This is a genomic window from Streptomyces sp. NPDC107517, assembly GCF_055582645.1.
The window spans coordinates 133,916-157,879 of sequence record NZ_JBVJPM010000017.1; the positions used below are offsets into that span (position 1 = coordinate 133,916).

Annotated in this window: 27 protein-coding genes; 10 read left to right on the top strand and 17 right to left on the bottom strand. The window is 72.0% G+C overall.

Going from position 1 to position 23,964, the window contains the following annotated elements; translation table 11 throughout:
• Window positions 1-28 precede the first annotated feature (28 nt).
• The gene (gene lnt / locus ACZ67T_RS32045; RefSeq protein WP_469988561.1) at window positions 29-1,723 is read left to right on the top strand and encodes an apolipoprotein N-acyltransferase; all 1,695 of its coding nucleotides are present in this window, start codon (window positions 29-31) and stop codon (window positions 1,721-1,723) included.
• Here lnt and ACZ67T_RS32050 read toward each other — a convergent pair.
• A complete protein-coding gene (locus ACZ67T_RS32050) occupies window positions 1,647-2,552 on the bottom strand; it encodes a Gfo/Idh/MocA family protein (protein WP_469988562.1) in 906 nt (301 codons plus the stop codon). The two genes, lnt and ACZ67T_RS32050, sit on opposite strands and share 77 nt — an antisense overlap.
• Entirely contained in the window at window positions 2,549-3,850 is a 1,302-nt protein-coding gene (locus ACZ67T_RS32055) for an FAD-dependent monooxygenase (RefSeq protein WP_469988630.1), read from the bottom strand. The genes ACZ67T_RS32050 and ACZ67T_RS32055 overlap by 4 nt, the downstream gene beginning before the upstream one ends.
• 154 nt (window positions 3,851-4,004) lie before the next feature.
• Between ACZ67T_RS32055 and ACZ67T_RS32060 the strand changes: the two genes are divergently transcribed.
• A complete protein-coding gene (locus ACZ67T_RS32060; protein WP_469988564.1) occupies window positions 4,005-4,619 on the top strand; it encodes a TetR/AcrR family transcriptional regulator in 615 nt (204 codons plus the stop codon).
• Between the two features lie 151 nt (window positions 4,620-4,770).
• Entirely contained in the window at window positions 4,771-5,184 is a 414-nt protein-coding gene (locus ACZ67T_RS32065) for a hypothetical protein (protein ID WP_469988566.1), read from the top strand.
• A gap of 99 nt (window positions 5,185-5,283) precedes the next feature.
• On the opposite strand, the gene ACZ67T_RS32070 is transcribed toward ACZ67T_RS32065, so the two are convergent.
• The 7 genes from ACZ67T_RS32070 to ACZ67T_RS32100 form a co-directional block, all read right to left on the bottom strand.
• Window positions 5,284-5,835 (bottom strand): hypothetical protein, encoded by a 552-nt coding sequence (locus tag ACZ67T_RS32070; RefSeq protein ID WP_469988568.1) that lies wholly within the window; start codon window positions 5,833-5,835, stop codon window positions 5,284-5,286.
• A gap of 163 nt (window positions 5,836-5,998) precedes the next feature.
• Entirely contained in the window at window positions 5,999-6,682 is a 684-nt protein-coding gene (ung, locus tag ACZ67T_RS32075; protein WP_469988569.1) for a uracil-DNA glycosylase, read from the bottom strand.
• Window positions 6,683-6,787: 105 nt separating this feature from the next.
• The gene (locus ACZ67T_RS32080) at window positions 6,788-8,368 is read right to left on the bottom strand and encodes an ABC transporter substrate-binding protein (protein WP_469988571.1); all 1,581 of its coding nucleotides are present in this window, start codon (window positions 8,366-8,368) and stop codon (window positions 6,788-6,790) included.
• A 165-nt stretch (window positions 8,369-8,533) separates the two neighbouring features.
• The gene (locus ACZ67T_RS32085) at window positions 8,534-9,301 is read right to left on the bottom strand and encodes an SDR family oxidoreductase (protein ID WP_469988573.1); all 768 of its coding nucleotides are present in this window, start codon (window positions 9,299-9,301) and stop codon (window positions 8,534-8,536) included.
• A 17-nt stretch (window positions 9,302-9,318) separates the two neighbouring features.
• Complete coding sequence (gene fabG / locus ACZ67T_RS32090) at window positions 9,319-10,080, bottom strand: 3-oxoacyl-ACP reductase FabG (protein WP_469988575.1); 762 nt, start codon at window positions 10,078-10,080, stop codon at window positions 9,319-9,321.
• A gap of 159 nt (window positions 10,081-10,239) precedes the next feature.
• On the bottom strand, window positions 10,240-10,629 hold the full coding sequence (locus tag ACZ67T_RS32095) for a DUF3037 domain-containing protein (protein ID WP_469988577.1): 390 nt from the start codon (window positions 10,627-10,629) through the stop codon (window positions 10,240-10,242).
• The gene (locus tag ACZ67T_RS32100) at window positions 10,626-11,453 is read right to left on the bottom strand and encodes a HipA family kinase (protein WP_469988579.1); all 828 of its coding nucleotides are present in this window, start codon (window positions 11,451-11,453) and stop codon (window positions 10,626-10,628) included. The genes ACZ67T_RS32095 and ACZ67T_RS32100 overlap by 4 nt, the downstream gene beginning before the upstream one ends.
• 119 nt (window positions 11,454-11,572) lie before the next feature.
• On the opposite strand from ACZ67T_RS32100, the gene ACZ67T_RS32105 reads away from it, so the two are divergent.
• Entirely contained in the window at window positions 11,573-12,043 is a 471-nt protein-coding gene (locus ACZ67T_RS32105; protein ID WP_469988580.1) for a Rieske (2Fe-2S) protein, read from the top strand.
• Between the two features lie 9 nt (window positions 12,044-12,052).
• Here ACZ67T_RS32105 and ACZ67T_RS32110 read toward each other — a convergent pair whose 3' ends face one another.
• Window positions 12,053-12,697, bottom strand: coding sequence for a cysteine hydrolase family protein (locus tag ACZ67T_RS32110; protein ID WP_469988582.1), 645 nt, complete (start codon window positions 12,695-12,697; stop codon window positions 12,053-12,055).
• A 126-nt stretch (window positions 12,698-12,823) separates the two neighbouring features.
• Here ACZ67T_RS32110 and ACZ67T_RS32115 point away from each other — a divergent pair, with 126 nt between their 5' ends.
• Window positions 12,824-13,291, top strand: a complete 468-nt coding sequence (locus tag ACZ67T_RS32115; protein WP_469988584.1) for a pyridoxamine 5'-phosphate oxidase family protein — start codon at window positions 12,824-12,826, stop codon at window positions 13,289-13,291.
• Window positions 13,292-13,340: 49 nt separating this feature from the next.
• Here ACZ67T_RS32115 and ACZ67T_RS32120 read toward each other — a convergent pair whose 3' ends face one another.
• Window positions 13,341-14,276: a LysR family transcriptional regulator gene (locus tag ACZ67T_RS32120; protein ID WP_469988586.1), complete on the bottom strand. Its 936-nt coding sequence runs from the start codon at window positions 14,274-14,276 to the stop codon at window positions 13,341-13,343.
• A 75-nt stretch (window positions 14,277-14,351) separates the two neighbouring features.
• On the opposite strand from ACZ67T_RS32120, the gene ACZ67T_RS32125 reads away from it, so the two are divergent.
• Window positions 14,352-15,368 (top strand): DMT family transporter, encoded by a 1,017-nt coding sequence (locus tag ACZ67T_RS32125; protein WP_469988587.1) that lies wholly within the window; start codon window positions 14,352-14,354, stop codon window positions 15,366-15,368.
• Here the strand turns inward: ACZ67T_RS32125 and ACZ67T_RS32130 are convergent.
• On the bottom strand, window positions 15,359-16,690 hold the full coding sequence (locus ACZ67T_RS32130) for an aminotransferase class I/II-fold pyridoxal phosphate-dependent enzyme (protein WP_469988589.1): 1,332 nt from the start codon (window positions 16,688-16,690) through the stop codon (window positions 15,359-15,361). The two genes, ACZ67T_RS32125 and ACZ67T_RS32130, sit on opposite strands and share 10 nt — an antisense overlap.
• A gap of 35 nt (window positions 16,691-16,725) precedes the next feature.
• Here ACZ67T_RS32130 and ACZ67T_RS32135 point away from each other — a divergent pair, with 35 nt between their 5' ends.
• Window positions 16,726-17,424, top strand: a complete 699-nt coding sequence (locus ACZ67T_RS32135; protein ID WP_469988591.1) for a pyridoxamine 5'-phosphate oxidase family protein — start codon at window positions 16,726-16,728, stop codon at window positions 17,422-17,424.
• A 73-nt stretch (window positions 17,425-17,497) separates the two neighbouring features.
• Here the strand turns inward: ACZ67T_RS32135 and ACZ67T_RS32140 are convergent, their stop codons facing one another.
• The 3 genes from ACZ67T_RS32140 to ACZ67T_RS32150 form a co-directional block, all read right to left on the bottom strand.
• Window positions 17,498-18,427 (bottom strand): DMT family transporter, encoded by a 930-nt coding sequence (locus ACZ67T_RS32140; protein ID WP_469988632.1) that lies wholly within the window; start codon window positions 18,425-18,427, stop codon window positions 17,498-17,500.
• A 258-nt stretch (window positions 18,428-18,685) separates the two neighbouring features.
• On the bottom strand, window positions 18,686-19,717 hold the full coding sequence (locus ACZ67T_RS32145; RefSeq protein ID WP_469988593.1) for an EamA family transporter: 1,032 nt from the start codon (window positions 19,715-19,717) through the stop codon (window positions 18,686-18,688).
• 140 nt (window positions 19,718-19,857) lie between these two features.
• The gene (locus ACZ67T_RS32150; RefSeq protein ID WP_469988594.1) at window positions 19,858-20,406 is read right to left on the bottom strand and encodes a peptidase; all 549 of its coding nucleotides are present in this window, start codon (window positions 20,404-20,406) and stop codon (window positions 19,858-19,860) included.
• 161 nt (window positions 20,407-20,567) lie between these two features.
• Between ACZ67T_RS32150 and ACZ67T_RS32155 the strand changes: the two genes are divergently transcribed.
• On the top strand, window positions 20,568-20,756 hold the full coding sequence (locus ACZ67T_RS32155; protein ID WP_469988596.1) for a hypothetical protein: 189 nt from the start codon (window positions 20,568-20,570) through the stop codon (window positions 20,754-20,756).
• A gap of 123 nt (window positions 20,757-20,879) precedes the next feature.
• Window positions 20,880-21,308, top strand: coding sequence for a type II toxin-antitoxin system Rv0910 family toxin (locus tag ACZ67T_RS32160; protein WP_469988598.1), 429 nt, complete (start codon window positions 20,880-20,882; stop codon window positions 21,306-21,308).
• 99 nt (window positions 21,309-21,407) lie between these two features.
• Here the strand turns inward: ACZ67T_RS32160 and ACZ67T_RS32165 are convergent, their stop codons facing one another.
• The gene (locus tag ACZ67T_RS32165) at window positions 21,408-22,025 is read right to left on the bottom strand and encodes a PadR family transcriptional regulator (RefSeq protein ID WP_469988600.1); all 618 of its coding nucleotides are present in this window, start codon (window positions 22,023-22,025) and stop codon (window positions 21,408-21,410) included.
• Window positions 22,026-22,165: 140 nt separating this feature from the next.
• On the opposite strand from ACZ67T_RS32165, the gene ACZ67T_RS32170 reads away from it, so the two are divergent.
• Window positions 22,166-22,975, top strand: coding sequence for a PhzF family phenazine biosynthesis protein (locus ACZ67T_RS32170; protein WP_469988602.1), 810 nt, complete (start codon window positions 22,166-22,168; stop codon window positions 22,973-22,975).
• A gap of 94 nt (window positions 22,976-23,069) precedes the next feature.
• On the opposite strand, the gene ACZ67T_RS32175 is transcribed toward ACZ67T_RS32170, so the two are convergent.
• Window positions 23,070-23,870: a CPBP family intramembrane glutamic endopeptidase gene (locus tag ACZ67T_RS32175; RefSeq protein WP_469988604.1), complete on the bottom strand. Its 801-nt coding sequence runs from the start codon at window positions 23,868-23,870 to the stop codon at window positions 23,070-23,072.
• Window positions 23,871-23,964: the final 94 nt, after the last annotated feature.

A 23,964-nucleotide genomic window follows, 5' to 3' on the forward strand; every position in this document is an offset into this window, starting at 1 on the left:
GGGCGTCGGACGACGAGGGAGGCGGCGCATGGACGGGTCGGGCGGGAATGGTCGGTCGCGCTCGTCGAGTACGACGCACACGTGGCCGGTGTCGGCGGTACCGGCGTCGTGGACGGCCCCCGCCGCGTCGTGGCAGGGCATCGCTCCCCGCCTCGCGACGTCCCCCTGGTGGCGTGGCGCCGCCGCCGTCTCGGCGGGCGCGCTGCCCGCCCTCGCGTTCCCGGCGCCGTCGCTGTGGTGGCTGGCGTACGTCGCGCTGGTGCCATGGATGCTACTGGCCCGCTCGGCCCCCACGCCGCGCCGCGCGGCCCTCGACGGCTGGCTGGGCGGCCTCGGATTCATGCTGTCGGTGCACCACTGGCTGCTGCCGAGTCTGCATGTGTTCACCATCGTGATCGCGGCGCTGCTCGGTGCGCTGTGGGCGCCCTGGGGCCGGCTGCTGCGGCGACTGCTCGGCGGCACTCCCACGCACGGGCAGGCGGCCGCCGCCCTGGTCGCGGTGCCTTCGGCGTGGCTGATGGTCGAACTGGTCAGGTCCTGGCAGGGGCTGGGCGGCCCGTGGGGGCTCATCGGGTCGAGCCAGTGGCAGGTGCAGCCCGCCCTGCGCGTCGCGTCGGTGGGCGGAGTGTGGCTGGTCAGCCTGCTCGTCGTGGCGGTGAACACCGCGGTCACGGTCCTCCTCGTGGCGCGCAGCGCCCGTACGCCCGCGGTGGCGGGGCTCTTGGTGACGGCCACGGTGACGACGGTCTCGTGGGCCTGGGCCCCGCGACCCGAGGCGGACGCCCCGGTCAGGGTCGCCGTCGTGCAGCCGGGCCCCATAGGCGGCGCCGACAGCGGCGAGAAGCGCTTCGACCGGGAGGAGCAGCTGACCCGCGGCCTGGCCGGGCAGGGCGTCGACCTGGTGGTCTGGGGCGAGAGCAGCGTCGGCTTCGACCTCTCGCAGCGGCCGGACCTGGCGCGCCGGATCGCGGTGCTCTCGCGCGAGGTGGGCGCGGACATCCTGGTGAACGTGGACGCGCGGCGCGTCTCCCCGGGCGGCGCCCCCGGCATTTTCAAGAGCTCGGTCCTGGTCGGCCCGGACGGCCTCACGGGGCAGCGCTACGACAAGATGCGGCTCGTCCCCTTCGGCGAGTACATCCCGGCGCGCTCCCTGCTCGGCTGGGCCACGTCGGTCGGCAAGGCCGCGGGCGAGGACCGGCTGAGGGGGACCCGGCAGGTCGTGATGGACGCGCGGTCCGCGCGGGAGAGCGACCTGCGGATCGGCCCGCTCGTGTGCTTCGAGTCGGCGTTCCCCGACATGACGCGGCGGCTCACGCGCGACGGGGCGCAGGTACTGCTCGCGCAGTCCTCCACGTCCACGTTCCAGCACAGCTGGGCGCCCGAGCAGCACGCGTCGCTCGCGGCCGTACGGGCCGCGGAGACGGGCCGTCCGATGGTGCACGCGACGCTGACCGGCGTGTCGGCCGTGTACGGCCCCGACGGTTCACGCGTCGGTCCGTGGCTCGGCACGTCGGCGAGCGCCGCCCGGGTCTACGAGGTGCCGACGGCGCACGGCACGACGCTGTACGTGCGGTTCGGGGACTGGCCGGTGCACGCGGCCGTCACCGTGCTCGCCCTGCTGGGCGCGTCGGAGGCCGTCCGTCAGTTCAGGCGGCGAACCGCTGCACCTCACGTACGACCTGCTCGCACAGCACATGCGTCTCCAGCGCGTCCTTGGCACTGAGGACCTTGCCCGTGCGCACGCCGTCGAGGAAGCCGAGGACCACCTGCTCGATGCCGCGCTGGCGGGCCACCGGCACCCAGTCGCCGCGGCGGCGCAGGGTCGGCTGGCCCTTGTGGTCGATGACTTCGGCGAGGTTGACGACCTGGCGCTTGGTGTCCTGCCCGGAGACCTCGAGGATCTCCTCGGTCGAGCCGCTGAGCCGGTTCATGACGCCGATCGCCGTGAACCCGTCCCCGCCGAGCTGGAGCACCACGTGGTGCAGCAGGCCGTCCTCGACACGGGCGCGCACCTTCACGTCGTCGATCGGACCGGGCACGAGGTAGCGCAGGGTGTCGACGACGTGGATGAAGTCGTCGAGGACGAGCGTGCGCGGGTCCTCGGGCAGCCCGATCCGGTTCTTCTGCATCAGGATCAGCTCGCGGGGGTGCTCGGCGCACTGCGTGTAACCGGGCGCGTGACGGCGGTTGAAGCCGACGGTGAGGCTGACGCCGCGCTCCTCGGCGAGCCGCACGAGGCGCTGCGAGTCGGCGAGCTCGTAGGCCAGCGGCTTGTCGACATAGGTGGCGACCCCCGCTTCGAGCAGCCGCGTCACGATCCCGGGGTGGACAGCGGTCGGCGCGTGCACGAACGCCGCGTCGAGCCCCTGCGCGAGCAGCGCGTCCAGGTCGGTGTGCCGGTGCTCGGCGGGGATGTGGTGCGTGTCCCCGACCAGCTGGAGCGTCGCGGGTGTGCGGGTCTGCAGGTGCAGCTCGACACCCGGCAAGGTGGTGAGCACCGGCAGATACGCCTTCTGCGCAATGTCTCCGAGCCCGATGCAGCCGACCTTCACGTCCGTCTTCCCCTCGCCCCGGGCCGGCTGTCCGGCCAGGCCCTCTGTGTCTGGGCAGCATACGGCCGCTGCGGGGGCCGCCAGTCCGCGATCTCGTCGAATCCGCGCAGCATGACGGCGGGTCCGGTCTTGTCGAGGGCGGCGATGAGGATGTTGCGCAGCGCCGCCGCGGGCCGGTTGCTCAGCATGTTCACCCGGCCCACGCCGACGGCCTTGCGGGCGATGGCGGTCGTACGCGGCCTGCGTGCGGCGGTGTACGCGGCGAGGCCGAGGGAGTCGGGGTGCTCGGGGTCGGCGTGGTGGGCGAGCACGACGGCGTCCTCAATGGCCTGGTTGCCCCCCTGGCCGAGGGTCGGGGGCATGGCGTGGGCCGCGTCGCCGAGGAGCGCGACCCGGCCGCGGTGGAAGGCCGGCAGGGGTTCGGTGATGTGGTGGACGTCGTGGCGCAGGATCTCCTCGGGCGCGGCGGCGTCGATGATCGCCGGGATCGGGTCGTGCCAGACGCCGAAGCGGCGCAGCAGCTCGGCCTTCTCTCCGTCGGGGGCGTGGCGGCCGGCGGGTGTGACGGCGGCACCGTAGGCGTAGACCGTGCCGTCCGCGAAGGGGTGCGTGCCCCAGATCCGGCCGCGTCCCCAGGTCTCGTGCTGGGCGAAGGGCCTGCCGAGGGGCGGGACGAGGAGGCGCCAGGTGGTGAAGCCGGCGTAGACCGCGCCCGGGTGGGCGGGGAACAGGGCGCTGCGCACGACGGACTTGATGCCGTCCGCGCCGACGACGAGTTCGGCCTCGAACTCTCCGTCCGCGGTGGTCACCCGGGCGGGGCGGGCCGGGTCGTCGGCGACGCCGGGGTCGGTGAGGGCCGCGGCGGACTCGGTGCGTACGGCTCCGTCGGGGAGACGGGACGCCAGCTTGTCGATCAGGGTCGCGCGGTGCAGGAGTACCAGGGAGCCGCCGAAGCGCTCGGCGGCTGCCTTCGCGTCGGAGCGCGAGAGCCAGCGCCCGCTCGGGGTACGCAGGCCGCCCTCGCCATCCCAGGCGGCCAGGGAGCGGATCTCGTCGCCGAGGCCGATGACGTCGAGGGCCCGCTGCGCGTTGGGGGCGAGGGAGATCCCCGACCCGACGGGCTTCAGCTCGGCGGCCCGTTCGAGGACGGTGACGTGCCATCCGCGCAGGCCGAGCGCGACGGCGGCGGTGAGACCGCCGATGCCGCCGCCCACGACGACCGCGCGGGGCCGCCGCCCGCGGCCGGCGGCGCTGTGTGCTTCCGGTCGCGCCGGGGTCGTGCCCGTCGAGTCGGTCAGTTCGGTGGGATCCGTCGGTTCCATCGGTTCGGCAGTCATGGCTTCGCGCTCCTTACGTCTCACCACGCCCGGCTCGGCCGTCACGCTCACTACACCTGTAGTGAGCGTGATGTCGACCGTACTACACCTGTAGTGCCGGCGGTAGGTTGGGAGCATGTCCGTACGCACCAGCGCCACGAGCGCCGCCGGCGCACCGCGCGCCGAAGTCATCGCCGACGCCGCACTCGACCTGCTCGCCGAGCGCGGGATGCGGGGCCTGACGCACCGAGCGGTCGACGAGGCGGCGGGCCTGCCGCAGGGGTCGACGTCGAACTACGCACGGACCCGGCTCGCCCTCCTGGAGGCGACGGTGCGGCGCCTCGCCGTGCGCGAGTCGCGGGTGCTCGCCGTGGACGAACTGCCGGATCCGGCCGGCGGGATCCACTCGCTCGTCGACGGCATGGCGCTCGCCCTTCACCGCTATCTGACGATCCACCCGCAACTGCTGGTCTGCCGTTACGAGTTGGCGCTCGAGGCGACGCGACGGCCCGAGCTGAGGGCGTTCTTCGACGCGACGGGAGCCCAGTTCCACGAGCCACTGACCGCGCTGCTGCGGGCCGCCGGGTCCCGGGATCCGGAGCGGCACACGCTGTCGCTGGTGGCCTGGTCCGAGGGGATCATGTTCTCGTGCGTGGCCGGAGCGTTCCACGCGTCGGTTCCGGACCTGGCGGAACTGCGGAAGGGGTTCGGGGAGCTGCTGCGCGGGATACTCGCCGCGTCCCCGTCCTGACCTGCGCGTCACCCGTGCGGGGCATCATCGGCCGACGGGCGCGCCACGAGGGTCCGTAGCCGCCAGAGTTGCGCGGGTGCATCGATCGACGACGACCTCAGCAGCGCTTCTGCTCACGGTGGCGGCCACGGCCGCGGCGATGTCCGGTTGCGTGAGCGTACGGCAGCCGGAGCGTCCGGCCGCGTCCCCCAGCGCACCGGCCGTTCCTGCGGCGCCCCGCCCTGACGGACGGGCGAAGCCCCAGGTCGTGCAGGCGCCGGTGCGGGAGGCGCTGGACCGGATGGGCCACACGCCACCGGCCCACTCCCCCTCGTCCGGGCCGACCCGTGCGCCACGCCCACCCCAGCCGCCGCACCCGCCCCAGCCGCCGCGCCAGGAGCCACCCCGTCGGTCGGGCCCGGACCACGCGGCGCGCCCCGCGGCACCTGCGCGGCGCCACCCGCACACGGCGGCCCCCGCGGCGCCGGGCATCGCGGGCGATGTGTGCGCCCTGGGCCATCAGTACGGCAAGTGGAACCCGGACAGCCCCGAGGCCCGCATCTGCCGGGAGACGTACGGACGGTGAGGCCTGACGAAGGGTGAGGCGCGACGGAGGAGGGCTGCGGGACGGCGGGCGAGGCGGGCCATGCGTCAAGTGGAGGGGCCCGGCGAGGGCGGTGGCCGTCTAAGAACTCCGTCTGGGCGGCCCCAGCGGCTCGCCCCCCGTGGAACCCCTGCCCGTGCCCTCGTCCACGCCGGGCGGCATCACCGCGACCCGCCGTTCCAGGCGGGCGATGGCCGCCCGCACACCGTCCCCGTAACCGTCGTCCCCGAGCGCGCCCACCACGGCGCGCGCCCGCGTCAGATGGCTGCGGGCAGCCTCGGGGCGGCCGAGCTTCGCGTAGTCCGCCGCCAGGTTGAGGTGCAGCGAGGGGTAGAGCGCGCGGACCGCGAGCGACTGCTCGTGGCGCGCGAGCCGCGCCTCGGTCAGGCCCTCGGCGGCGGATAGGGCCCGCAGGTCCCATGCCAGCTCGTCGTCCGGGTCGTCCTGGGCGTCCGCCATGTAGTGCGCGAGCGTGCAGCGGTGGAGGGGGTCGCCGTCCTCCCCGATCTCCGCCCACAGGCCGAGGTACCGGTCCCTGGCCTCCTCGCGGTCACCGGCGTGATGGAGCATGATCACCTGCCCGATCCGGGCCATCATGGCGTCGTCCGCCGCCTGCTCCCGCTGCTCAGCCACAGGTCCTCCACGCTCATATGCCGATCGTCCAAGCTGATAACGATTCCGACGCTATAGGCAGCAGCCGACAATCCCGGTCAGGCGCGGGCGGAGGTCCCTCCGGGGGCCGGGCGGTCACCGCACCCGGCGGACACGTACCCGGAGGGAGACGTACCCGTGGAGGTCAGCCCAGGTCCGGAATCCGCCAGTCGATCGGGGTGTGGCCCTGTGCGGCCACCGCCTTGTCGATCTGCGTGAAGGGACGCGAGCCGAAGAACTTCTTCGCGGAGAGCGGCGAGGGGTGGGCCCCCTTCACGACGACGTGGCGCTCCTCGTCGATGAGGGGGAGCTTCTTCTGCGCGTAGTTCCCCCACAGGACGAACACGGCCGGGTCGGGCCGGTCGGCCACCGCGCGGATCACCGCGTCGGTGAACTTCTCCCAGCCCTTGCCCTTGTGCGAGTTGGCCTCGCCGGCCCGCACCGTGAGCACCGCGTTCAGCAGGAGGACGCCCTGCTCGGCCCACGGCATCAGATACCCGTTGTCCGGGACCGGGTGGCCGAGCTCCTCCTTCATCTCCTTGTAGATGTTCCGCAGGGAGGGGGGCGTCTTCACGCCGGGCCGCACGGAGAAGCACAGACCGTGCCCCTGCCCCTCCCCGTGGTACGGGTCCTGGCCGAGGACGAGGACCTTGACCCGGTCGTACGGGGTGGCGTCGAGCGCCGCGAAGACCTCGTCGCGCGGCGGGTAGACAGGACCCTTGGCGCGCTCCTCCTCGACGAACTCGGTGAGCTCCTTGAAGTAGGGCTTCTGCAGCTCTTCGCCGAGGACGCCGCGCCAGGACTCGGGCAGCATCGCGGTGTCGGTCACGTCAACAACCTCCGGGGTACGGTCACTTCACGGCCGTACGAGGCACGGCCGCTGCACACCCCAGAACCTACCCGCGCCCACTGACAACGGGCCCCGGCGGCCTGCCTACCAGCTGGTCTTGCGCTGCAGCTCCCACATCATCATGATCGTCGACGGGTCGAGGGCCCGCTCGCCGCCCGAGATCTCCTCGCTGGCCGCGATGTACTGCTTGCCCTGCCACAGCGGCAGCAGCCGGGCGTCGTCGACGAGTATCTGCTGGGCGCGCTTGAACTGGCCCACCACGGCGGCGCGGTCGCTCTCGCGGCGCGACTGCGGCAGCAGATCGTCGGTGATCTCCTTGGACTCGTAGGGCGTTCCGAGCGCGTTCTGCTGGCCGACGAAGGGCGCGATGAAGTTGTCCGCGTCGGGGAAGTCGGGGAACCAGCCGCGTCCGAAGACGGGGTACTCCCCCTTGCGGTACCCGGCCTCGAACGTCTTCCAGGGGCGTCCCTTGACCGTGACGTCGAACAGTCCGGACGCGTCCAGTTGCCGCTTGAGCTCGGTGAACTCGGCGCCGGTCGCGGACCCGTAGCGGTCGGTGGTGTACCAGAGGGTGAGCGGGACCGGGGCCGTGATGCCCGCCCGGGTGAGGATGTCCTTGGCCTTGGCCGCGTTCGGGTCGCCGAAGTCGTCGAAGAAGCCGGTGGTGTGCCCGGTCAGGCCCCTCGGGACCATCGAGTAGAGCGGTTCGACGGTGTCCTGGTAGATCTTGTGGGCGATGGCGCCGCGGTCGACGACCTGGGCCACGGCCTTGCGGACGGCGGACTTGCGCGCCCAGGGGTCCTTGGGGTTGAACACCAGGTAGCTGATCTCCATGCCCGCGCCCTCGACGAGCTGGATGCCGTCCTTGGCCTGCTTGCCCTGGAGACCCACCACGTCCGACGCGGCGAGCCCGCGGTACGTGGCGTCGATCTTCTTGGCGCGCAGGGCGCCGACCATCGAGGCGGAGTCCTTGAAGTAGCGGATGGTGACGGCACTGTTCTTGCGCTCGGCGAACCCGTCGTAGTGGTCGTTCTTGACGAGCTCCGCCTGGTCACCGTCGGTGTACGCGTCGAGCGCGTACGGCCCGGAGCCGGCGATCTTGCCGTCGTCGCGGACCGCGTCGGCCGGGTACTCGGCGGGGTCCACGATGGACATCGCCGGTGTCGCGAGCACGAAGGGGAAGGTCGCGTCGGGCTTGTTCAGTTTGAAGGTGACGTCACGGTCGCCCTTGACCTCGACCGACTTCAGGCTGCCGAGGAGCCCCTTGGGGCCGCCCTTGACGTTGATCCTGCCGATGCGGTCGATGGAGTACTTGACGGCCGCCGCGTCGAGCTTGTCGCCGTTCGAGAACGCCATGCCCTCGCGCAGCCTGCAGTGGTAGACGCTGTTGGAGGGGTCGGTGAACTCGCAGCGCTCGGCGGCGTCGGGCTTCGGCTCTGAGGCGCCGGAGGGGAAGCTGACGAGGGTCTGGTAGACGTTCCTGAACAGCTCCCAGGAACCGTCCCAGGACGCGGCCGGGTCGAGGGTGCTCGGCGCGCTGGTGGTCCCCACGACGATGGGTTCGGTGTCGTCGGACTCTCCGGACGACATCAGTCCGCATCCGGCAAGGAGCGATATACACGCTATCGCCGCCAGTTGACGGGGGCCCTGGATCCGGTTGAACACGCGCGCGCTCCTCGATCGGCCATGCCACAGGTCGGCAGACCATACCGCAGTGCCCCGCCGGGCCAACGAGGCACTCCGGCAGGGCACTTGATGCGCACGTACGTGACGTACGCGGGGAACTTCAGTTACGCGAACTTGGTCCGATTCAGCCTCGCGGAGGCTTTGTCAGCTGACGCCCGCATTGAGGAAAATTCCGCCGTCGACCACGAGGGTCTGACCGGTGATCCAGTCGGACTGCTGCGAGGTCAGGAAGGCGGCGGCGCCGCCGATGTCCTCGGGCACACCGAGCCGGCCCAGCGGGTAGGCGGCCGCGGCCTCGGCCTCCCGGCCCTCGTAGAGAGCCGTCGCGAACTTGGTCTTCACGACGGCCGGGGCGATCGCGTTGACCCGCACCTTGGGCGCGAACTCGTGCGCGAGCTGGACGGTCAGGTTGATCATCGCCGCCTTGCTCATGCCGTACGCGCCGATGAACGGGGACGGGGCGATACCCGCGACGGAGGCGATGTTGACGATCGCCCCGCCGTTCTCGCCCTGCCACGCCTTCCACGTCTGCTGGGCGAAGCCGAGCGCGGAGATCACGTTGGTCTCGTAGACCTTGCGGGCGACGCTCAGGTCGAGCTCGGCCATCGGGCCGAACACCGGGTTCGTACCGGCGTTGTTGACGAGGAAGTCGACCCGGCCGAACGCCTCCATGGTGCGCTCGACGGCGGCGGCCTGGTGCGCCTCGTCGTGGGCCTTTCCGGCCACGTGGATGACGCGGTCGGCGCCGAGGGCCTCGACGGCCTCCTTGAGCGCGTCCTCGCCGCGGCCGGTGATGCACACGCGGTCACCGCGGGCGACGAGCGCCTCGGCGACGCCGTAGCCGATGCCGCGGCTCCCGCCGGTGATGAGGGCGACCTTGCCGGAGAGCTCCGGGAGCTGGGATGCAGTCATGTCCGTTTCCCCCGGCCCTAGTTGAGCGGTCCGCCGGCGACGTACATGACCTGGCCGGAGACGAATCCGGCCTCCTCGCCGGTGAAGAAGGCGATGGCGTTGGCGATGTCGTCGGGCTTGCCCACGCGCTGGACGGGGATCTGCGTGGCGGCGGCGGCCTGGAAGTCCTCGAAGCCCATGCCGACGCGGGCGGCGGTGGCGGCCGTCATCTCGGTGACGATGAAGCCGGGGGCGACGGCGTTCGCGGTGACGCCGAACTTGCCGAGCTCCTTGGCGAGGGTCTTGGTGAAGCCCTGGAGGCCGGCCTTGGCCGCCGAGTAGTTGACCTGGCCGCGGTTGCCGAGCGCCGACGACGAGGACAGGTTGACGATGCGGCCGAACTTGGCGTCCACCATGTGCTTCTGGACGGCCTTCGACATCAGGAAAGCGCCACGCAGGTGCACGTTCATGACGGTGTCCCAGTCCAGGGCGCTCATCTTGAACAGCAGGTTGTCGCGGAGCACGCCCGCGTTGTTGACCAGGATCGTCGGCGCGCCGAGCTCCTCGGCGATGCGCGCGACCGCGGCCTCGACCTGTGCCTCGTCGGCGACGTCGCAGCCGACCGCGAGGGCCTTGCCACCGGCGCTGGTGATCTTCTCGACGGTGTCCTTGCAGGCGGCCTCGTCGAGGTCGATCACGGCGACGGCGCGACCCTCGGCGGCCAGACGTACGGCGGTAGCGGCGCCGATGCCACGTGCGGCACCGGTGACGATCGCGACGCGCTGCTCAGTGGTGGACATGCTCTTCGGTCTCCTCGCCCTAGAGTGCGGCCCTCACGTCCCAACTCGGTGAGCGACCGCTTAGTACCCTGTGGACGTGACGCTAGAAGTCCTGGCACCCGGTGTCAACGTACCCACCGGGTGCGACTGATCACTCACCGCGAAGGGGTCACCGCGCGGTCACCTCACCAGGAGGTCGAGAAGCCTGTCGACCTCTGCCTCGGGGTCCTCGGTGAGACCGGTGTGCACGGGTCCCGGCTGCACGACCGTGGAGCGCGGCGCGACCAGCCACCGGAAGCGCCGACCCGCGTCGTCGTCCGCCGCCTGACCCGCGTCACCGCCCCCTCGGCAGTGCCTTTCGACCGCGGCGAGCGACGCGCGGACGCCGGTCACGTCCGCCTCGGGGTCGAGCGCGCGCAGCTTCGCCTCGTCGAGGTGCGTGAGCGCGCGGACGTAGGACTTGGCGCGGCAGTAGACGACCACGCCGGCGTTGATCTGCTCACCGCGCTCGACGCGCGGGACGACGCGCAGCAGCGCGTATTCGAAGACGTCTCGGGTGGCCGTGGTCACCGGGTTCCGCCCTTCACACTCGCCGTGCCGGTCAGCCAGCCCGGAGCGTGCGGGAGGCGGTCGGGATCCGGCTCGGGCAGGCCGATCCGCTCGTGGACGGTCGCCGCGCGGGGCAGCAGCACGGCGGCGTACGCACGTCGCACCGCGTCTGCGTCGTCGAAGCCCGGCTCGTCGGCGAGCCAGGCGTCGGGGACGTCGGCGGTGACCTCGGCGAGAAGTTCCTCGGTGAGCCGCGGCGCGAGCTCCGCCGCGGCCGCCGCCACGTCGGGCGCGAACGGGGCGAGGGCGTGGTCACGGGCGTCGTACGGGCGGGCCGCCGCGGCCTCGGCACCGCGCCAGTTGTGGTGCCAGATCATGCTCGCACCATGGTCGATGAGCCACAGGTCGCCGTGCCAGACCAGCATGTTGGGGTTGCGCCAGGACCGGTCGACGTTGTTGATCAGGGCGTCGAACCAGACGACCCGGCCCGCCTCCGCGGGATCCACCTCGTAGGCGAGCGGGTCGAAGCCGAGTGCCCCGGAGAGGTACCGCATCCCGAGGTTCACGCCACCGCTCGACTTGAGCAGGCCCTGCACCTCCTGGTCCGGCTCGCCGAGGCCGATCACGGGATCGAGTCCGATCCGCACGAGCCCCGGCACCCGGAATCCGAGCCGCCGCGCGAGCCCTGCGCAGATCACCTCCGCGACAAGCGTCTTGCGGCCCTGTCCCGCGCCGGTGAACTTCATGACGTACGGGGCGAGATCGTCGGCCTCGACGAGCCCGGGGAGTGATCCGCCTTCCCTCATCGGGGTGACATAGCGGGTCGCCGTGACTTCGGTGAGCATTGCCCCAGGTTAGGCGACACACCACCGCCGTAGGAAAAGTCGATCCGGCATTGAACGTTCCGGTCCGGCGGCCCGTACGAGTGTGTGCCACCCCCCTCGATCGAAGGGAAACACCAGTAATGACCGCTTCGCACGAGTCCGTATCCGCCCCGACCCGCCGTACCGTCGTCGCGGCCGTGGGAGCCGCCGGCATTGCCGCCGCGCTCAGCGCGTGCGGCAGCTCGGACGATTCACCGTCCGAGACGTCGGGCGACGCGACCAAGGGCGGCGCGGCCCAGGACGGATCAGGGAAGGACGGATCGGGGAAGGAACTCGCCAAGACCGCGGACATCCCCGTCGGCGGCGGAAAGATCTTCGGCGACGCGGGCGTGGTGGTCACGCAGCCGAAGAAGGGCGAGTTCAAGGCCTTCACGAACATCTGCACCCACAAGCAGTGCCCGGTCAGCGCGGTCGAGGGCGGCACCATCAACTGCCCGTGCCACGGCAGCAAGTTCTCCATCGAGGACGGCAGCGTGAAGCACCCGCCCGCCGCGCAGCCCCTGGCCGCCAAGGAGATCACCGTCTCGGGCGACTCGATCACGCTCGCGTAGCGACGCGGATCAGCGGCCTCGGCGCGGGCGCTTCCAGCAGGTGAGCACGTCCTGGGTGGATGTCACGGTGGCGACGAGCGCGAGCGTGTTGCGGATCATCGCGGGGGTGTAGTCGGACGGCACCCCCGCGATGGCGTCGGCGGGCACAGCGACGGTGTAGCCGCGGTTCACCGCGTCGAAGACGGCGTTCGGTATGGCGACGTTCGACGAGACACCGGTGACGATCAGCGTCCGGCAGCCGAGGTTGCGCAGCAGCGCGTCCACGTCGGTGCCCGCGATGGGCGAGAGGCCGTGCAGCCGGCGTACGACGATGTCCTCGTCCGCCACCTCGACGGGCGGCGCGATCCTGACCGCCTTGGTGCCGGAGATCTGCTGCACGGGCAGGCGCGCGGCGGCACGGAACAGGCGTCCGTTGTGGTTGGCGCCGCGCCCGTCGGGCCGCCGCTCCGCGACCGCGTGCAGCACCTGCACGCCGCTCTCGTGGGCGCCCGCCACGAGCCGCGCCACATTGCCGAGCGCCCCGGACGACCTGGCCTCCGCGGCGAGTTCGGGCAGGGCGCTTTCGGGGCCGACCACCCCCTGCTGGCACTCCACGGTCAGCAGCACCGTGGTGGCCGGATCGAGCAGTTCGGCGAGCTCTTCGTACGACGGCACGGGGTCCCCCTGTCGCAGGCGTCCTGAGCGGCGAGAGATTAGCCACCATTGCGCCACGGGGGAAGACACCGCATGCTTCTGATCTGACACACCGTCAGCGAAAAGCCCGTGAAGGGGAGTGCGCGCATGGCCGTCACACAGCGTCGGGGCCGCCGGATCATGATGACGCCGGCCGAGCTGGACGAATTCCTCGAGTCCGAGCGCACCTGCCGCGTCGCCACGGTCTCGCCCGACGGCTCCCCGCACGTCAGCACCCTGTGGTTCGTCTGGGACGGCGCCTGCCTGTGGCTGTACTCGATCACGCGCAGCCGCCGCTGGGCCGACCTCCTCAAGGACCCGAGGATCGCCGTCGTGATCGACGCGGGCGAGGAGTACGGGGAGCTGCGCGGCGCCGAGCTGTCCGGCACGGTGGAGTTCGTCGGGGAGAGCCCGCGCACCGGCGAGCCCGTGCCCGAACTGGACGCCCCCGAGCGGCTGTTCGCCCGCAAGAACTTCGCCATGGACGAGATGGTGCACGACGGACGGCACGCCTGGGCCCGGCTCACGCCGGACCGGATCGCGTCGTGGGACTTCAGGAAGCTGGCGTCGCTCTGACTCTCGTGCAGGCCGAAGCCCTGACTCCCGCTCAGGCCGACGGCCACGCTCACACCGGCACCGAAGACCGGTCGACGCCGCCCCCGCCCAGACTCGCACCCACGCTCCGGAGCGCCCTCACCGCCGCCCTGATCGACGGCCGCCGGTCCGCGTCGGCCCGCCACACGACGTAGACGTGCCGGCGTACGCGCTGCCTCACCGGCACGGTCACGACCCCGTCCGGCACCGGATCGCGTCCCAGGAGCGGGGCCACGCAGACGCCGAGTCCGGCGGCGACGAGGCCGAGCTGGGTGTGGGTCTCGGCGGCGCGATGGCCGATGCGGGGCTCGACGCCCTTGGCGCGCAGCGTGAAGAGCAGCCACTCGTGACAGAACTCGCCCTCGCCCCACGTGATCCACTCGTCGTCGGCGAAGTCCTCCAGGCCCACCTCGCGGCGCCCGGCGAGGGGGTGGTCCGCCGGCATCGCGACATCGGCGGGATCGTCGAGGATCGCCGCCTTGACGAGGCCGTCGGGCAGCGGCATCGGCTTGTTGTACCAGTCGAGCACGACGGCCAGGTCGAGGTCGCCGCGGACGACCCCGGCGACCCCCAGCTCGGGCTCCAGCTCCTGCGAGCGCAGCCGCAGCCCCGGGTGCTCCGCGCGCAGGGCGGCGAGGGCGCGCGGGAAGAGGCCCCGGGCCGCGGTCGGGAACGCGGAGATCCGCAGCTCCCCCACGACCTGCCCGCGGTGCGCCTCCAGGTCGGACTGCGCGAGCTCGACCTGGGACAGGATCCGCCCGGCGTGCTCGGCGAGCAGCCGCCCGGCGTCGGTGAGGCGCACGCCCCTGCCGTTCTTGGCGAGGAGCTGCTGCCCGACCTCGCGCTCCAGCTTGGCCATCTGCTGCGAGACGGCGGACGTCGTGACGTGCAGCCCCGCCGCGGCGCCGCTGACGGACCCGTGGCGGGCGAGTGCGTCGAGGGTGCGCAGTCGCTCCAGGTTCAACATGTAAGTGATGCTAAGCGATACCAGGCAACAGATCTCGCTTGTACTAAGAGGTTGTGAGGCTGCATCGTTAGGTCCATGAGCACCGTCGCCTCCTCGTCGCCCCCCGCGACTCCGGCCCCCGCATCTTCCGAGATCTCTACCGATGCCCCTGTCCCCGCGCCTGCCGAGTCCCCTGCCTCGGCCCGCCCCCGCCGCGTTCTCGACTGGCGCGTCCGCTTCGGCGTCCTGTCGCTGATCTGGGGCTTCAGCTTTCTCCTCATCAAGGTCGGCACCGAGGGCTACGCGCCGTTCCAGGTGACGCTGGGGCGGCTCGCGTTCGGAACGGTGGTGCTCGCCGCAGCCATGGCCGTGAAGCGTCAGCGGCTGCCGCGCGGCCTGCGGACGTGGGGGCACATCGCGGTGGCGGCGCTCCTGCTCAACTCCCTGCCGTTCTCGCTGTTCGCCTTCTCCGAACAGACGATCCCGTCGACGCTGGCCGGTATCTGCAACGCGACGTCACCGCTGTGGGGCATGGCCCTCTCGCTGGTGGCGCTCTCCGAGGACCGGCCCACGCGCCGCCGCGTCGCGGGGCTCGGCATCGGCTTCCTGGGGGTGCTCACGGTCCTCGGGGTGTGGCAGGGCTTCCACGGCCTCGACCTGGCCGGCACGGCGATGGCGCTGCTCGCGTCGCTGAGCTACCCCATCGGCTGGATCTACCTGCGCCGCACGCTGGCCGGGACCGGCCACTCGAACCTGTCTCTCTCCGGCGCGCAGCTCCTGATGGCCACGGTCCAGTTGGCCGTCGTCACCCCGGTGTTCACGACGCTCCCGGCCCGCCTCCCGGTCGTCCCCCTGCTCGCGATCGTCGCCCTGGGCGCGCTCGGTACGGGCCTCGCGTTCCTCATCCAGTACGGCCTGGTGGCGGAGGTCGGTCCGACCACGGCGCAGATGGTCACGTATTTCATCCCGGTGATCGCGACGGCGGCGGGAGTCGCCCTGCTCGGCGAGTCCCTGACCTGGTCCACCCCGATCGGCGCGGTGATCGTGCTCGCGGGCGCGGCGCTCACGCAGTCCAGGGCGCGAACCCCTCGGCCCCAGGGCCTTCAGCCGTAACGGCGTGCGGGGGCCGGCCCGGTGGCGGACGCGACGGCGTCGGCCACCGGGCCGATGTCGTCCGCGCCGAGCGTCGACACGGTGATCCGCACCCCGGGCGCCGCCCCCATCCGGAAGCGCGCCCCCGGTGCGACGGCCCACCCGGCGTGGAGCAGCCGCGCGACCGCCCCCGTTTCGTCCGGCACGGGCACCCACACGTTCATGCCGCTGCGCCCGTGCGCCTCGACCCCGCGCTCGGCGAGGGCCGCGATGAGCGCGTCGCGGCGCTGTCCGTACGACGCGGCGACGGCGCGTGTGTCCACCGCCCCCTCGGTCCACAGCCGCGCGACGGCCCGCTGCACGATGCGGCTCACCCAGCCGGGCCCGAGACGCTGCCGCCCCTGGACCCGGTCGACCGTGACCGCGTCGCCCGTCAGCACAGCGAGCCGCAGGTCGGGCCCGTAGGCCTTGGCGACGGAGCGGACGAACGCCCAGTGCCGTGTCACACCGGCCAGCGGGTGCAGTGGCAGGTCGACGATGCCGTGCCCGTGGTCGTCCTCGATGAGCAGTACGTCCTTGTGGGCCGCCAGGACCGTGCGCAGCGCACGCGCGCGTGACGCGGCGACGGCGGCGCCGGTGGGGTTCTGGGCGCGGTCGGTGACGACCAGGGCCCGCGCCCCCGCGCTCAGGGCCCGCTCCACCTCGTCGGGCAGCGGCCCGTCGTCGTCCACCCCGACGGGCACCAGGCGCAGCCCGAGCGCCGGGACCAGGTCGAGCAGGCTGCCCCAGCCCGGGTCCTCGACGGCGACGGCGTCGCCCGGCTTGAGGTGGCCGGCGAGCACCCGCTCGATGGCGTCGAGGGAGCCCGACGTGACGGCGACCGGACCCTCGGGGATCCCGTCCTTGCCGAAGGTCACGCGCGCGTGGCGTGCCAGCTCCGGCTCCAAAGGCCCGTCCCCGTAGAGGACGGGCGCCTCGTCGCCCTGCGCGGCCGCCCAGGCGAAGGCCTCGGCGAGTGGGGGCAGCAGGCCCGTATCGGGATTGCCGTTCGAGACGTCGCGCACGCCGGCCGGCACGTCGACGCGGATCAGCTCACGCGCCGTCGTCGCCGGCTTGGACCGTACGCGGCTGCCGCGGCGCCCCGCGGTCTCGATCACTGCGCGCTCACGGAGTGTGCGATAGGCGGCCGCGACCGTATTGGGATTGACCCCGAGATGCTGGGCCAACTCCCGCATGGGCGGCAGAAGTTGCCCCGGCTGCAGGTCACCCCCGCCCACCGCGCGCTCCACGCTGGCCGCAATCTCTGCTGCGCGCCGTCCTTCGATCGGATACTCTCCTAGCACAAAGCAGATTATGCACTAGTGCAATGGAGTTTGCAATGAGCGTGGCATCCGAGCCCGGCACCGTCGTTTCCGGGGACGCCTCCGCCTCCTACCCGGCGACCGACCGCACCGTCCCGGCCCGCATGCGCGAACGGACGTACTACGACCGCGAGCTGGTCCACTCGATACTCGACGAGGCGTGCATCTGCCATCTCGGGTTCGTCCGCGACGGCTCCCCCGTCGTGCTGCCGACCCTGTACGGCCGCGTCGGCGAGACCCTCTACGTGCACGGCTCGACGGGCGCGCGCGTCCAGCGCATGGCGGGCGCGGCCGACCCGGGACTGCGGGTCTGTCTGACGGTCACCCATGTCGACGGTCTGGTGCTCGCACGCTCCGCCTTCCACCACTCGCTCAACTACCGCTCCGTGGTGGTTCACGGCCTCGCCCACCAGGTGACCGACCCCGACGAGAAGCGCACGGCCCTCGACGCCCTCGTCGACCACGTGGTGCCGGGTCGTTCCCAGGACTCCCGCCCCGGGAACGACAAGGAACTCGCGGCGACGTCCGTCCTCCGCCTCGACCTCGCGGAGGTCTCGGCCCGCGTCCGCGCCGGCGGCCCCAACGACGACGAGGAGGACCTCGGCCTGCCGTACTGGACCGGCGTCCTCCCGCTCACCAAGGGACACGGCGCACCGATCCCGGCCGACGACCTCGCGCCGGGCATCGCGGTGCCGGACTACCTGACAGGTCTGTAGGGCGCTTCCATGGCGCCTCTTGGGCGGGCCGCCCCGGTGAGCGTCGGTACGCCCACCGGGGAGCCCTCTCCGGCTACCTCGCGCGCGCCTCGGCGACGGCCAGCCCGGTCACCGCGGCCAGCATCAGGACCGTGCCCGCCACCGTCGGCGCGGTCAGCCGCTCACCGAGGAGCGCGACCGCGATGACGGCGGCGCTCACCGGTTCGAGCAGCATGATCACGGAGACGGTCGCGGACCGCACGACCGCGGCGCCCGAGAAGTACAGGGCGTAGGCGAGCGCAGTAGGTACTGACGCGATGTAGGCCAGCATCCCCAGGACCTGGAAGGGCTGCGAGGTGTGCGGGACCAGGCCCTCCAGCGCGCCCAGCGGCAGCAGGCTCACCGCGGCGACGGCGAACGTCAGGACGGACGTGTCGAGTTGGTCGCCGGAGCGGCCGTCCCGCCCGAACCAGCGCGTCAGCAGGGTCATCACGGCGTATCCGGTCGCGGAGACCAGGGCCCAGGCGATCCCGGCGGGCCGCACGGTCGCGCCTCCGCCGCCGAGGACAAGGACGGCGAGGCCCGCGAGCGCGCCCAGGACGGCCGGCAGTCCGCCGCCGCCGAGCCGTTCGCCCATGATCAGGCGCGCGCCGAGGGCGATGAGTACGGGTCCCGCGCCCAGGGTGACCACGGTGGCGACGGCGAGTCCGGTCGCCTGGACCCCCGCGAAGTACGCGGTCTGGAAGACGCTCAGGGCGATCCCGGTGACGGCGATCCGCACCGCCTTGCGCAGGCGCGGTTCCGCGACGGGCCGGGTTCCGCGCGGGCGCAGGGCCCGCGCCACGAGCAGCAGGGCGAGGCCGCCCACGCAGCGCCAGAACGACAGGGCGGCGGGGCCGAGGTCGCTGGCCCGGAAGACCAGTGAGGCGGCCGCTCCCGCGGTGCCCCAGGCGGCACCGGCGATGACGAGGTAGAGGAGCCCGCGCCCGACGGGCAGCATGGGCGCCGCCCCGGCGGACGACATACGGGACGAGGTGTCGGCTGAGTCAGCCGCGACAGTGTGCGACACGTGGTTCTCCACGAGGAATGGCCTCCGCACCCGTGGACGGGGGCGGGGCAGGGACACGGACTGTCGTCTGCGGGCAGCCGTGACCCGCTCGGGGCGTGCCGAGCCGGATCTTCGTCAGATGTGCCGCTGGAGCGCGATGCTCCGGACGGCCACCGCCCGCGTCAAGCGGCCGGAGGCGGAAGCACGAGTGCGCGTGAATGCATGATCAACACCTTAGTTCGCGCTGCCGCGACCGGACAACGTCTTGTCCGGCGACTCCGGCGACGCCTGGTCCGGGGCGGTCCCGCCGGCCACGGCCACCACCTCGGGCTTCGCCGGGGCCGAGGACTGCGCGATGAACGCCCCGACCAGGACGACGGCGCCGCCGACCATCTGCGGTGCCGACAGATGCTCACCCAGGAGCACCCAGGCCAGCACGGTCGCGATGACCGCTTCCAGGCAGGCCACGACGCCGGCCACCTGGGGCGAGAGCCGGCGTACGGAGAGGACTCCGGTGACGTAGGCGATGACCGTTGCGATCAGGACGATCCAGCAGAGCAGCAGCCACGCGGGCACGGAGGTGCCGTTCATCGGGGCGCTGCCGCCGAGTACGGACCAGTCCATGCCCCAGGGGCGCGCCACGGCCGTGAGCACGAGGGCGCCGACGAGCAGCCCGTACGCGATCACGCCGAGCGGGTCCGGCGCCCGGTCCCCCGCGTCGCTGCCCTGATCGGACAGGACGAAGTAGCCGACCTGGCAGCAGGCGGCGGCGAGGGCGAGCAGCAGGCCGATCAGGTCGACGCTCAGGCCCGCCCACACCTCGACGACGCAGGCGAGACCGCCGACGGCGAGGACCACGCCGAGCGCGGCGGCGCGCGTCACGGGCCTGCGCTGCACGAAACGGACCCAGCCGAGCACGAGCGCGGGGGCGAGGTACTCGATGAGGAGCGCGACCCCGACCGGGATACGGGAGATCGCGGCGAAGTAGCAGGCCTGCACACCGGCGACGGCGAGCAGGCCGAAACCGGCGAGCAGCGCGGGCCGCTGGACAGCCAGGGAGCGATGCCGCCAGGCGACGGGCAGCATGACGAGCGCGGCGCCTGCGACTCGCAGCCACACCACGTGGAGCGGGTCGAGACCCGCCTCGATCAGCGGCTTCGCCGCCACACCCGAACCGCCGAAGGCGAGCGCCGAGACAAGGGCGAGCCCCAGTCCGACACCTCGCCCGCGGTTCGCCTGAAGTCCCTGAGACGCATGCACCGGCACATCATGACAGCCGACGTCATGACCGTCACCCCCAATAACCCCTGTCTCACGTGGCGGACGCGCCGGGCATGACGAACGAGGGCGCGGCCTCAGGAGCCGCGCCCTCGTCAGAGCCGGGTCTCAACCGGCGACCGCTCGCTTCAGCACCCGGCCTCGCCCTGCCGCCGCAGGCCCTCCGCATCGACGCCGGCCCGCCCGAGCACCTCGACCGCGCGGCACTCGCGGTCCGCCGCGAGGGAGGTGAGGAGGTCGACTCCGCGCGCACGCGGGTCGCCGCGCCGCTCGGCGCGGTCGAGCGCGGCCTCCATCGCGGCCGCAGCGGCGGGCGACCAGCCGAGCCCCGTCACGACGGGCACGGCACCCGAGTCCTCGACGGTGCCCTGCCACTGGAGGCCGTAGCCGATGCTCCGCTGCACGAGATAGCCGAGCAGACGGGCCAACTGCGGGCCCCCGTCGAAGACCTCGCGGACCTGCGGGTCGGTCTCGAGGAGCGAGTGCAGGAGGTGCGCGGTGTCGATCTGGCGGTCCCCGTCGCGAACGGCTCTGCGGCGAGCGCCGGCGACCACCGAGGCGAGCTCGGGACTGAGCCTGGCGTCAACATCTGCACGACTGTGGCCGCTTGCCGCGGCCTCGGACGGGGTAGGGCTTTGCACATCTCCCACCTCATCAGCCCCTGTCCGGCCGGACATCCCCGGCGGGAAGCATTTCCACGTCCGACACAAGGTGGGCACGCATGAGCGGGTTCTCCTCCTTACGGATGAGATCGCGCCTTTTTACCCGGAGGGGCGCGCCGCCTTGCACAGCGCCCCTCCGGCAACCGCAGCCATACGGGAACTCGTCCTTCACAAGTATGAAGAGCGGGTGCTGGCTCGTGGCCCTGCCGGCAATCGACGGCAGACAGTACGTGTATCGGGTGTACGCACCCGACGACGCACTGCTCGCCGACCTGTTCTGGGACGCCTGGCACTGCCACGACGAGGGACCGTTCCCGCGCGCATCGGACCGCTTCGACGCCGCCGTGATCGAGAAGCTCGACTGACGACGGCCTGCCCTCTCACCCCTTCTGACAGTTCATCAGTATTGAATGTTCGAGGCTCTGCGGCTACTTTCCGCGACACCACGGCTGCGCCCGCCGCAGCTCTCGTCGAGAAGGGGTGGTCGCATGGCCGAAGTCAGCGCGGAAGCACGGATCGGGGCACCCGCGGAGAAGGTCTGGGCCCAGCTCACCGACTTCACCGCGTACGGGGAGTGGAACGCCACGCACACGAGCTTTCCGAAGGGCGCCCCGACGGCGCTCGAAGTGGGCGGCACCTTCGAGGAGAACATGAAGCTCATGGGCTTCCCGGCGGAGGTGACCTGGACCGTCGAGGACCTGGAGGCCACCCGCACCCTGGCCATCAGGGGCAAGGGACCGATGGGCGTGAACGTCGGCACGCGCTACACCCTCACCGCGGACGGCGACGGCACGACGGTCCGCATCGACGGCGAGTTCACCGGCGCCGCGGTGTCCCTGATGGCGGGCAAGCTCAAGGACTCGGCGACGGCCGCGCTCAACGAGTCGCTGCGCAAACTGGCCGGCCTCGTCGCCTGAGCCGGTTCGGCACGCGTGCGAAGCACGTGGAAGGCGCCCCGCACGCTCGATGCGGGGCGCCTTCACTCTTTTTCAGCACGGGGCCTCGCCCCGGGGACCTCAGTCCTCGTCGGCGAGGATCAGGTACAGCTTCTTGCGGGCGTCGTTGATGACGGTCAGCGCCTTCTCGCGCTGCTCCTTGCTGCCGGTCTTCCAGACCTGCCCGAACGCCTCCATCAGACCGAAACCGGCCTGCCGGATCTCGTTCAGGGTGTCCCAGTCGACCCCGCGCCCGGCCTCTTCCCAGGGGGCGTCGGGTCCCTCGTCGGCCGCGGAACGGCCCGACTCGGTGAGCGAGAACAGCTTCTTGCCGCCCTCGCTCTCGCTGACGATCAGACCCTCGTCCTCGAGCAGCTGGAGGGTCGGGTACACCGAACCCGGGCTGGGCTTCCAGGCTCCGCCGCTGCGCTCGGCGATCTCCTGGATCATCTCGTAGCCGTGCATCGGACGATCCTTCAGGAGAGCCAGGATCGACGCGCGTACGTCGCCGCGCCGCGCCCTTCCGCGAGGTCCGCCCCGGCCGCCACGCCCTCCGCCGCCCCAGGGTCCCGGACCGAAGCCCGGCCCGAAGGGGCCGAAGGCGGCGCGCCGCCCTTCGAAGCCGCCCCGACCGTGATGGCCGGGCCCGCACTGTCCATGTCCGTGTCCGTGTTCATGCTCGTGGCCATGGGAACGCATCGCAATCATTCCTTCCATCGTTGATCGGTCGCGATGCGTCAACGATATATCGGAAGTGTTCGCCTTGCAATCCCTTGCCGGTCCAGCTCTCCCGAATTGGCCTTGGCCTGCGCTTTCCGCGTCCCCGTAGCGTGCGCCCCATGCGCATTCGAATCGTGGACGCCTTCACCGACCGCCCCTTCGCCGGCAATCCGGCCGGCGTGCTGCTCCTCGACGCCTTCCCCGACGACGCCCGGCTGCAGGACATCGCCACCGAGGTCAATCACGCCGAGACGGCCTTCGCCCACCCCCTCCCCGCCGGCGGCACCGCCGACTGGGCGCTGCGCTGGTTCACCCCATCCACCGAGGTCGACATGTGCGGCCACGCCACCCTGGCCACCGCGCACGTGCTGCACAGCACCGGTGCGGCCGACGGCCCGGTCCGCTTCGCCACCCGCAGCGGCGTGCTCGTCGCGACCCCGCACGCGGACGGCACGATCACGCTCGACTTCCCGACCGCGCCGCTGACCCGTATCGACAGCCCCGAAGGTGTCGAGGCCGCCCTGGGCGCCGAGCCGCTCTCCGTCCACGACACGGGCCGCCAGGTGGGCGACCTGCTCGTCGAGCTGGCGGACGAGAAGACGGTGCACGCCCTCGCACCCGACCTCAAGGCCCTCGCCGCCTGTTCCGAGCGCGGCGTCATCGCCACCGCCCGCGCCGCGGACCCCGAGGGCGCCTACGACTTCGTCTCCCGCTGCTTCTTCCCGCGCGTCGGCATCGACGAGGACCCGGTCACCGGCAGCGCCCACACCGCCCTCGCGCCGTTCTGGTCCCCGCGCCTCAGCCGCGCCGAACTCACCGGCCTCCAGGCCTCCGCCCGCACGGGCTTCGTCCGCACGGAACTGCGCGGCGCCCGCACCCTGCTGACCGGCCGCGCCGTCACGGTCATCGAGGGCGACCTGCTCGTCTAGGGCCCGTCTCCCGATCCGAGGGAAAGGCCCTGGCACGCCGCAGGGGGCGTACGAAGATCTCGTACGCCCCCTGCATCCGGCACCCGCCCCGGTCTCACGCCGTGGGCAGCCACCCGACCTTCCCCGCGAGCAGCGCGTATCCGACGAACGCGCCGATGTCGAGCAGCGAGTGCGCCACCACCAGCGGCCCGACCCGCCCCCACCGCCGGTACAGATACGCGAAGGCGAGGCCCATCGCGAGGTTCCCGAAGAAGCCGCCGATGCCCTGGTAGAGGTGGTACGAGCCGCGCAGCACCGAGCTGGCCACGATCGCCGCGCCGGGCGTCCAGCCCAACTGCCCCAGCCTGCGCAGCAGATAGCCGACGACGATCACCTCCTCCAGGACGGAGTTCTGGATCGCCGAGAGGACCAGGACCGGGAACTTCCACCACACGTCGGGCAGCGCCTCCGGCACCACCGTGAGGTTGAAGCCGAGTCCACGGGCCGCCAGGTAGAAAGCGATGCCCGTACTGCCGATGACCGCCGCGATCACCGCGCCGCGGGTCGCGTCGAAGAGCGGTCGCGTACGGTCGAAGCCGATCGTCCGCATCCCGGCGCCCTCGCGCAGCAGCAGATGCGCGACGAGCGCGACCGGGACGAGCGCGCTCGCGATCCCGAACAACTGCCACGCCAGATCAAGCCACGGCCGCCCGGGCGCCGCCGAGGCGTTCAAAGTCGCCGCCTGGTCCTTCAGACCCCCCGGTTTGGTGACCGATCCGACAAAGCTGATCAGCGCGGACACCCCGCTCGCACCGAGCGAGAGCGCCAGAACGAGCAGTGTCTCGTTCCGAAGAATCCGTCGCGAAAGCCGCTCGTTCGGAAAAGAATCGGCCACCGCACCCGCCTCCGCCTGCACACCTGCCTCCAGTTGAGTAATCCCGCCTCATCCCCCACCTAGCCCCGCTAGGGTCTCGAATACAGGTACGAAGATCGCGCGCGACAGGCCGGGG

Bases quoted from the DNA above. Each gene is read 5' to 3' on its own strand.
- fabG (WP_469988575.1), bottom strand. From the start codon at position 10,080: ATGTCCACCACTGAGCAGCGCGTCGCGATCGTCACCGGTGCCGCACGT.
- ACZ67T_RS32160 (WP_469988598.1), top strand. From the start codon at position 20,880: ATGGCCGAAGTCAGCGCGGAAGCACGGATCGGGGCACCCGCGGAGAAG.
- ACZ67T_RS32150 (WP_469988594.1), bottom strand. From the start codon at position 20,406: ATGTCCGGCCGGACAGGGGCTGATGAGGTGGGAGATGTGCAAAGCCCT.
- ACZ67T_RS32135 (WP_469988591.1), top strand. From the start codon at position 16,726: ATGAGCGTGGCATCCGAGCCCGGCACCGTCGTTTCCGGGGACGCCTCC.
- ACZ67T_RS32165 (WP_469988600.1), bottom strand. From the start codon at position 22,025: ATGCGTTCCCATGGCCACGAGCATGAACACGGACACGGACATGGACAG.
- ACZ67T_RS32105 (WP_469988580.1), top strand. From the start codon at position 11,573: ATGACCGCTTCGCACGAGTCCGTATCCGCCCCGACCCGCCGTACCGTC.
- ACZ67T_RS32155 (WP_469988596.1), top strand. From the start codon at position 20,568: ATGAAGAGCGGGTGCTGGCTCGTGGCCCTGCCGGCAATCGACGGCAGA.
- ACZ67T_RS32120 (WP_469988586.1), bottom strand. From the start codon at position 14,276: ATGTTGAACCTGGAGCGACTGCGCACCCTCGACGCACTCGCCCGCCAC.
- ACZ67T_RS32060 (WP_469988564.1), top strand. From the start codon at position 4,005: ATGTCCGTACGCACCAGCGCCACGAGCGCCGCCGGCGCACCGCGCGCC.
- ACZ67T_RS32125 (WP_469988587.1), top strand. From the start codon at position 14,352: ATGAGCACCGTCGCCTCCTCGTCGCCCCCCGCGACTCCGGCCCCCGCA.
- lnt (WP_469988561.1), top strand. From the start codon at position 29: ATGGACGGGTCGGGCGGGAATGGTCGGTCGCGCTCGTCGAGTACGACG.
- ACZ67T_RS32115 (WP_469988584.1), top strand. From the start codon at position 12,824: ATGGCCGTCACACAGCGTCGGGGCCGCCGGATCATGATGACGCCGGCC.
- ACZ67T_RS32170 (WP_469988602.1), top strand. From the start codon at position 22,166: ATGCGCATTCGAATCGTGGACGCCTTCACCGACCGCCCCTTCGCCGGC.
- ACZ67T_RS32100 (WP_469988579.1), bottom strand. From the start codon at position 11,453: ATGCTCACCGAAGTCACGGCGACCCGCTATGTCACCCCGATGAGGGAA.
- ACZ67T_RS32140 (WP_469988632.1), bottom strand. From the start codon at position 18,427: ATGTCGTCCGCCGGGGCGGCGCCCATGCTGCCCGTCGGGCGCGGGCTC.
- ACZ67T_RS32085 (WP_469988573.1), bottom strand. From the start codon at position 9,301: ATGACTGCATCCCAGCTCCCGGAGCTCTCCGGCAAGGTCGCCCTCATC.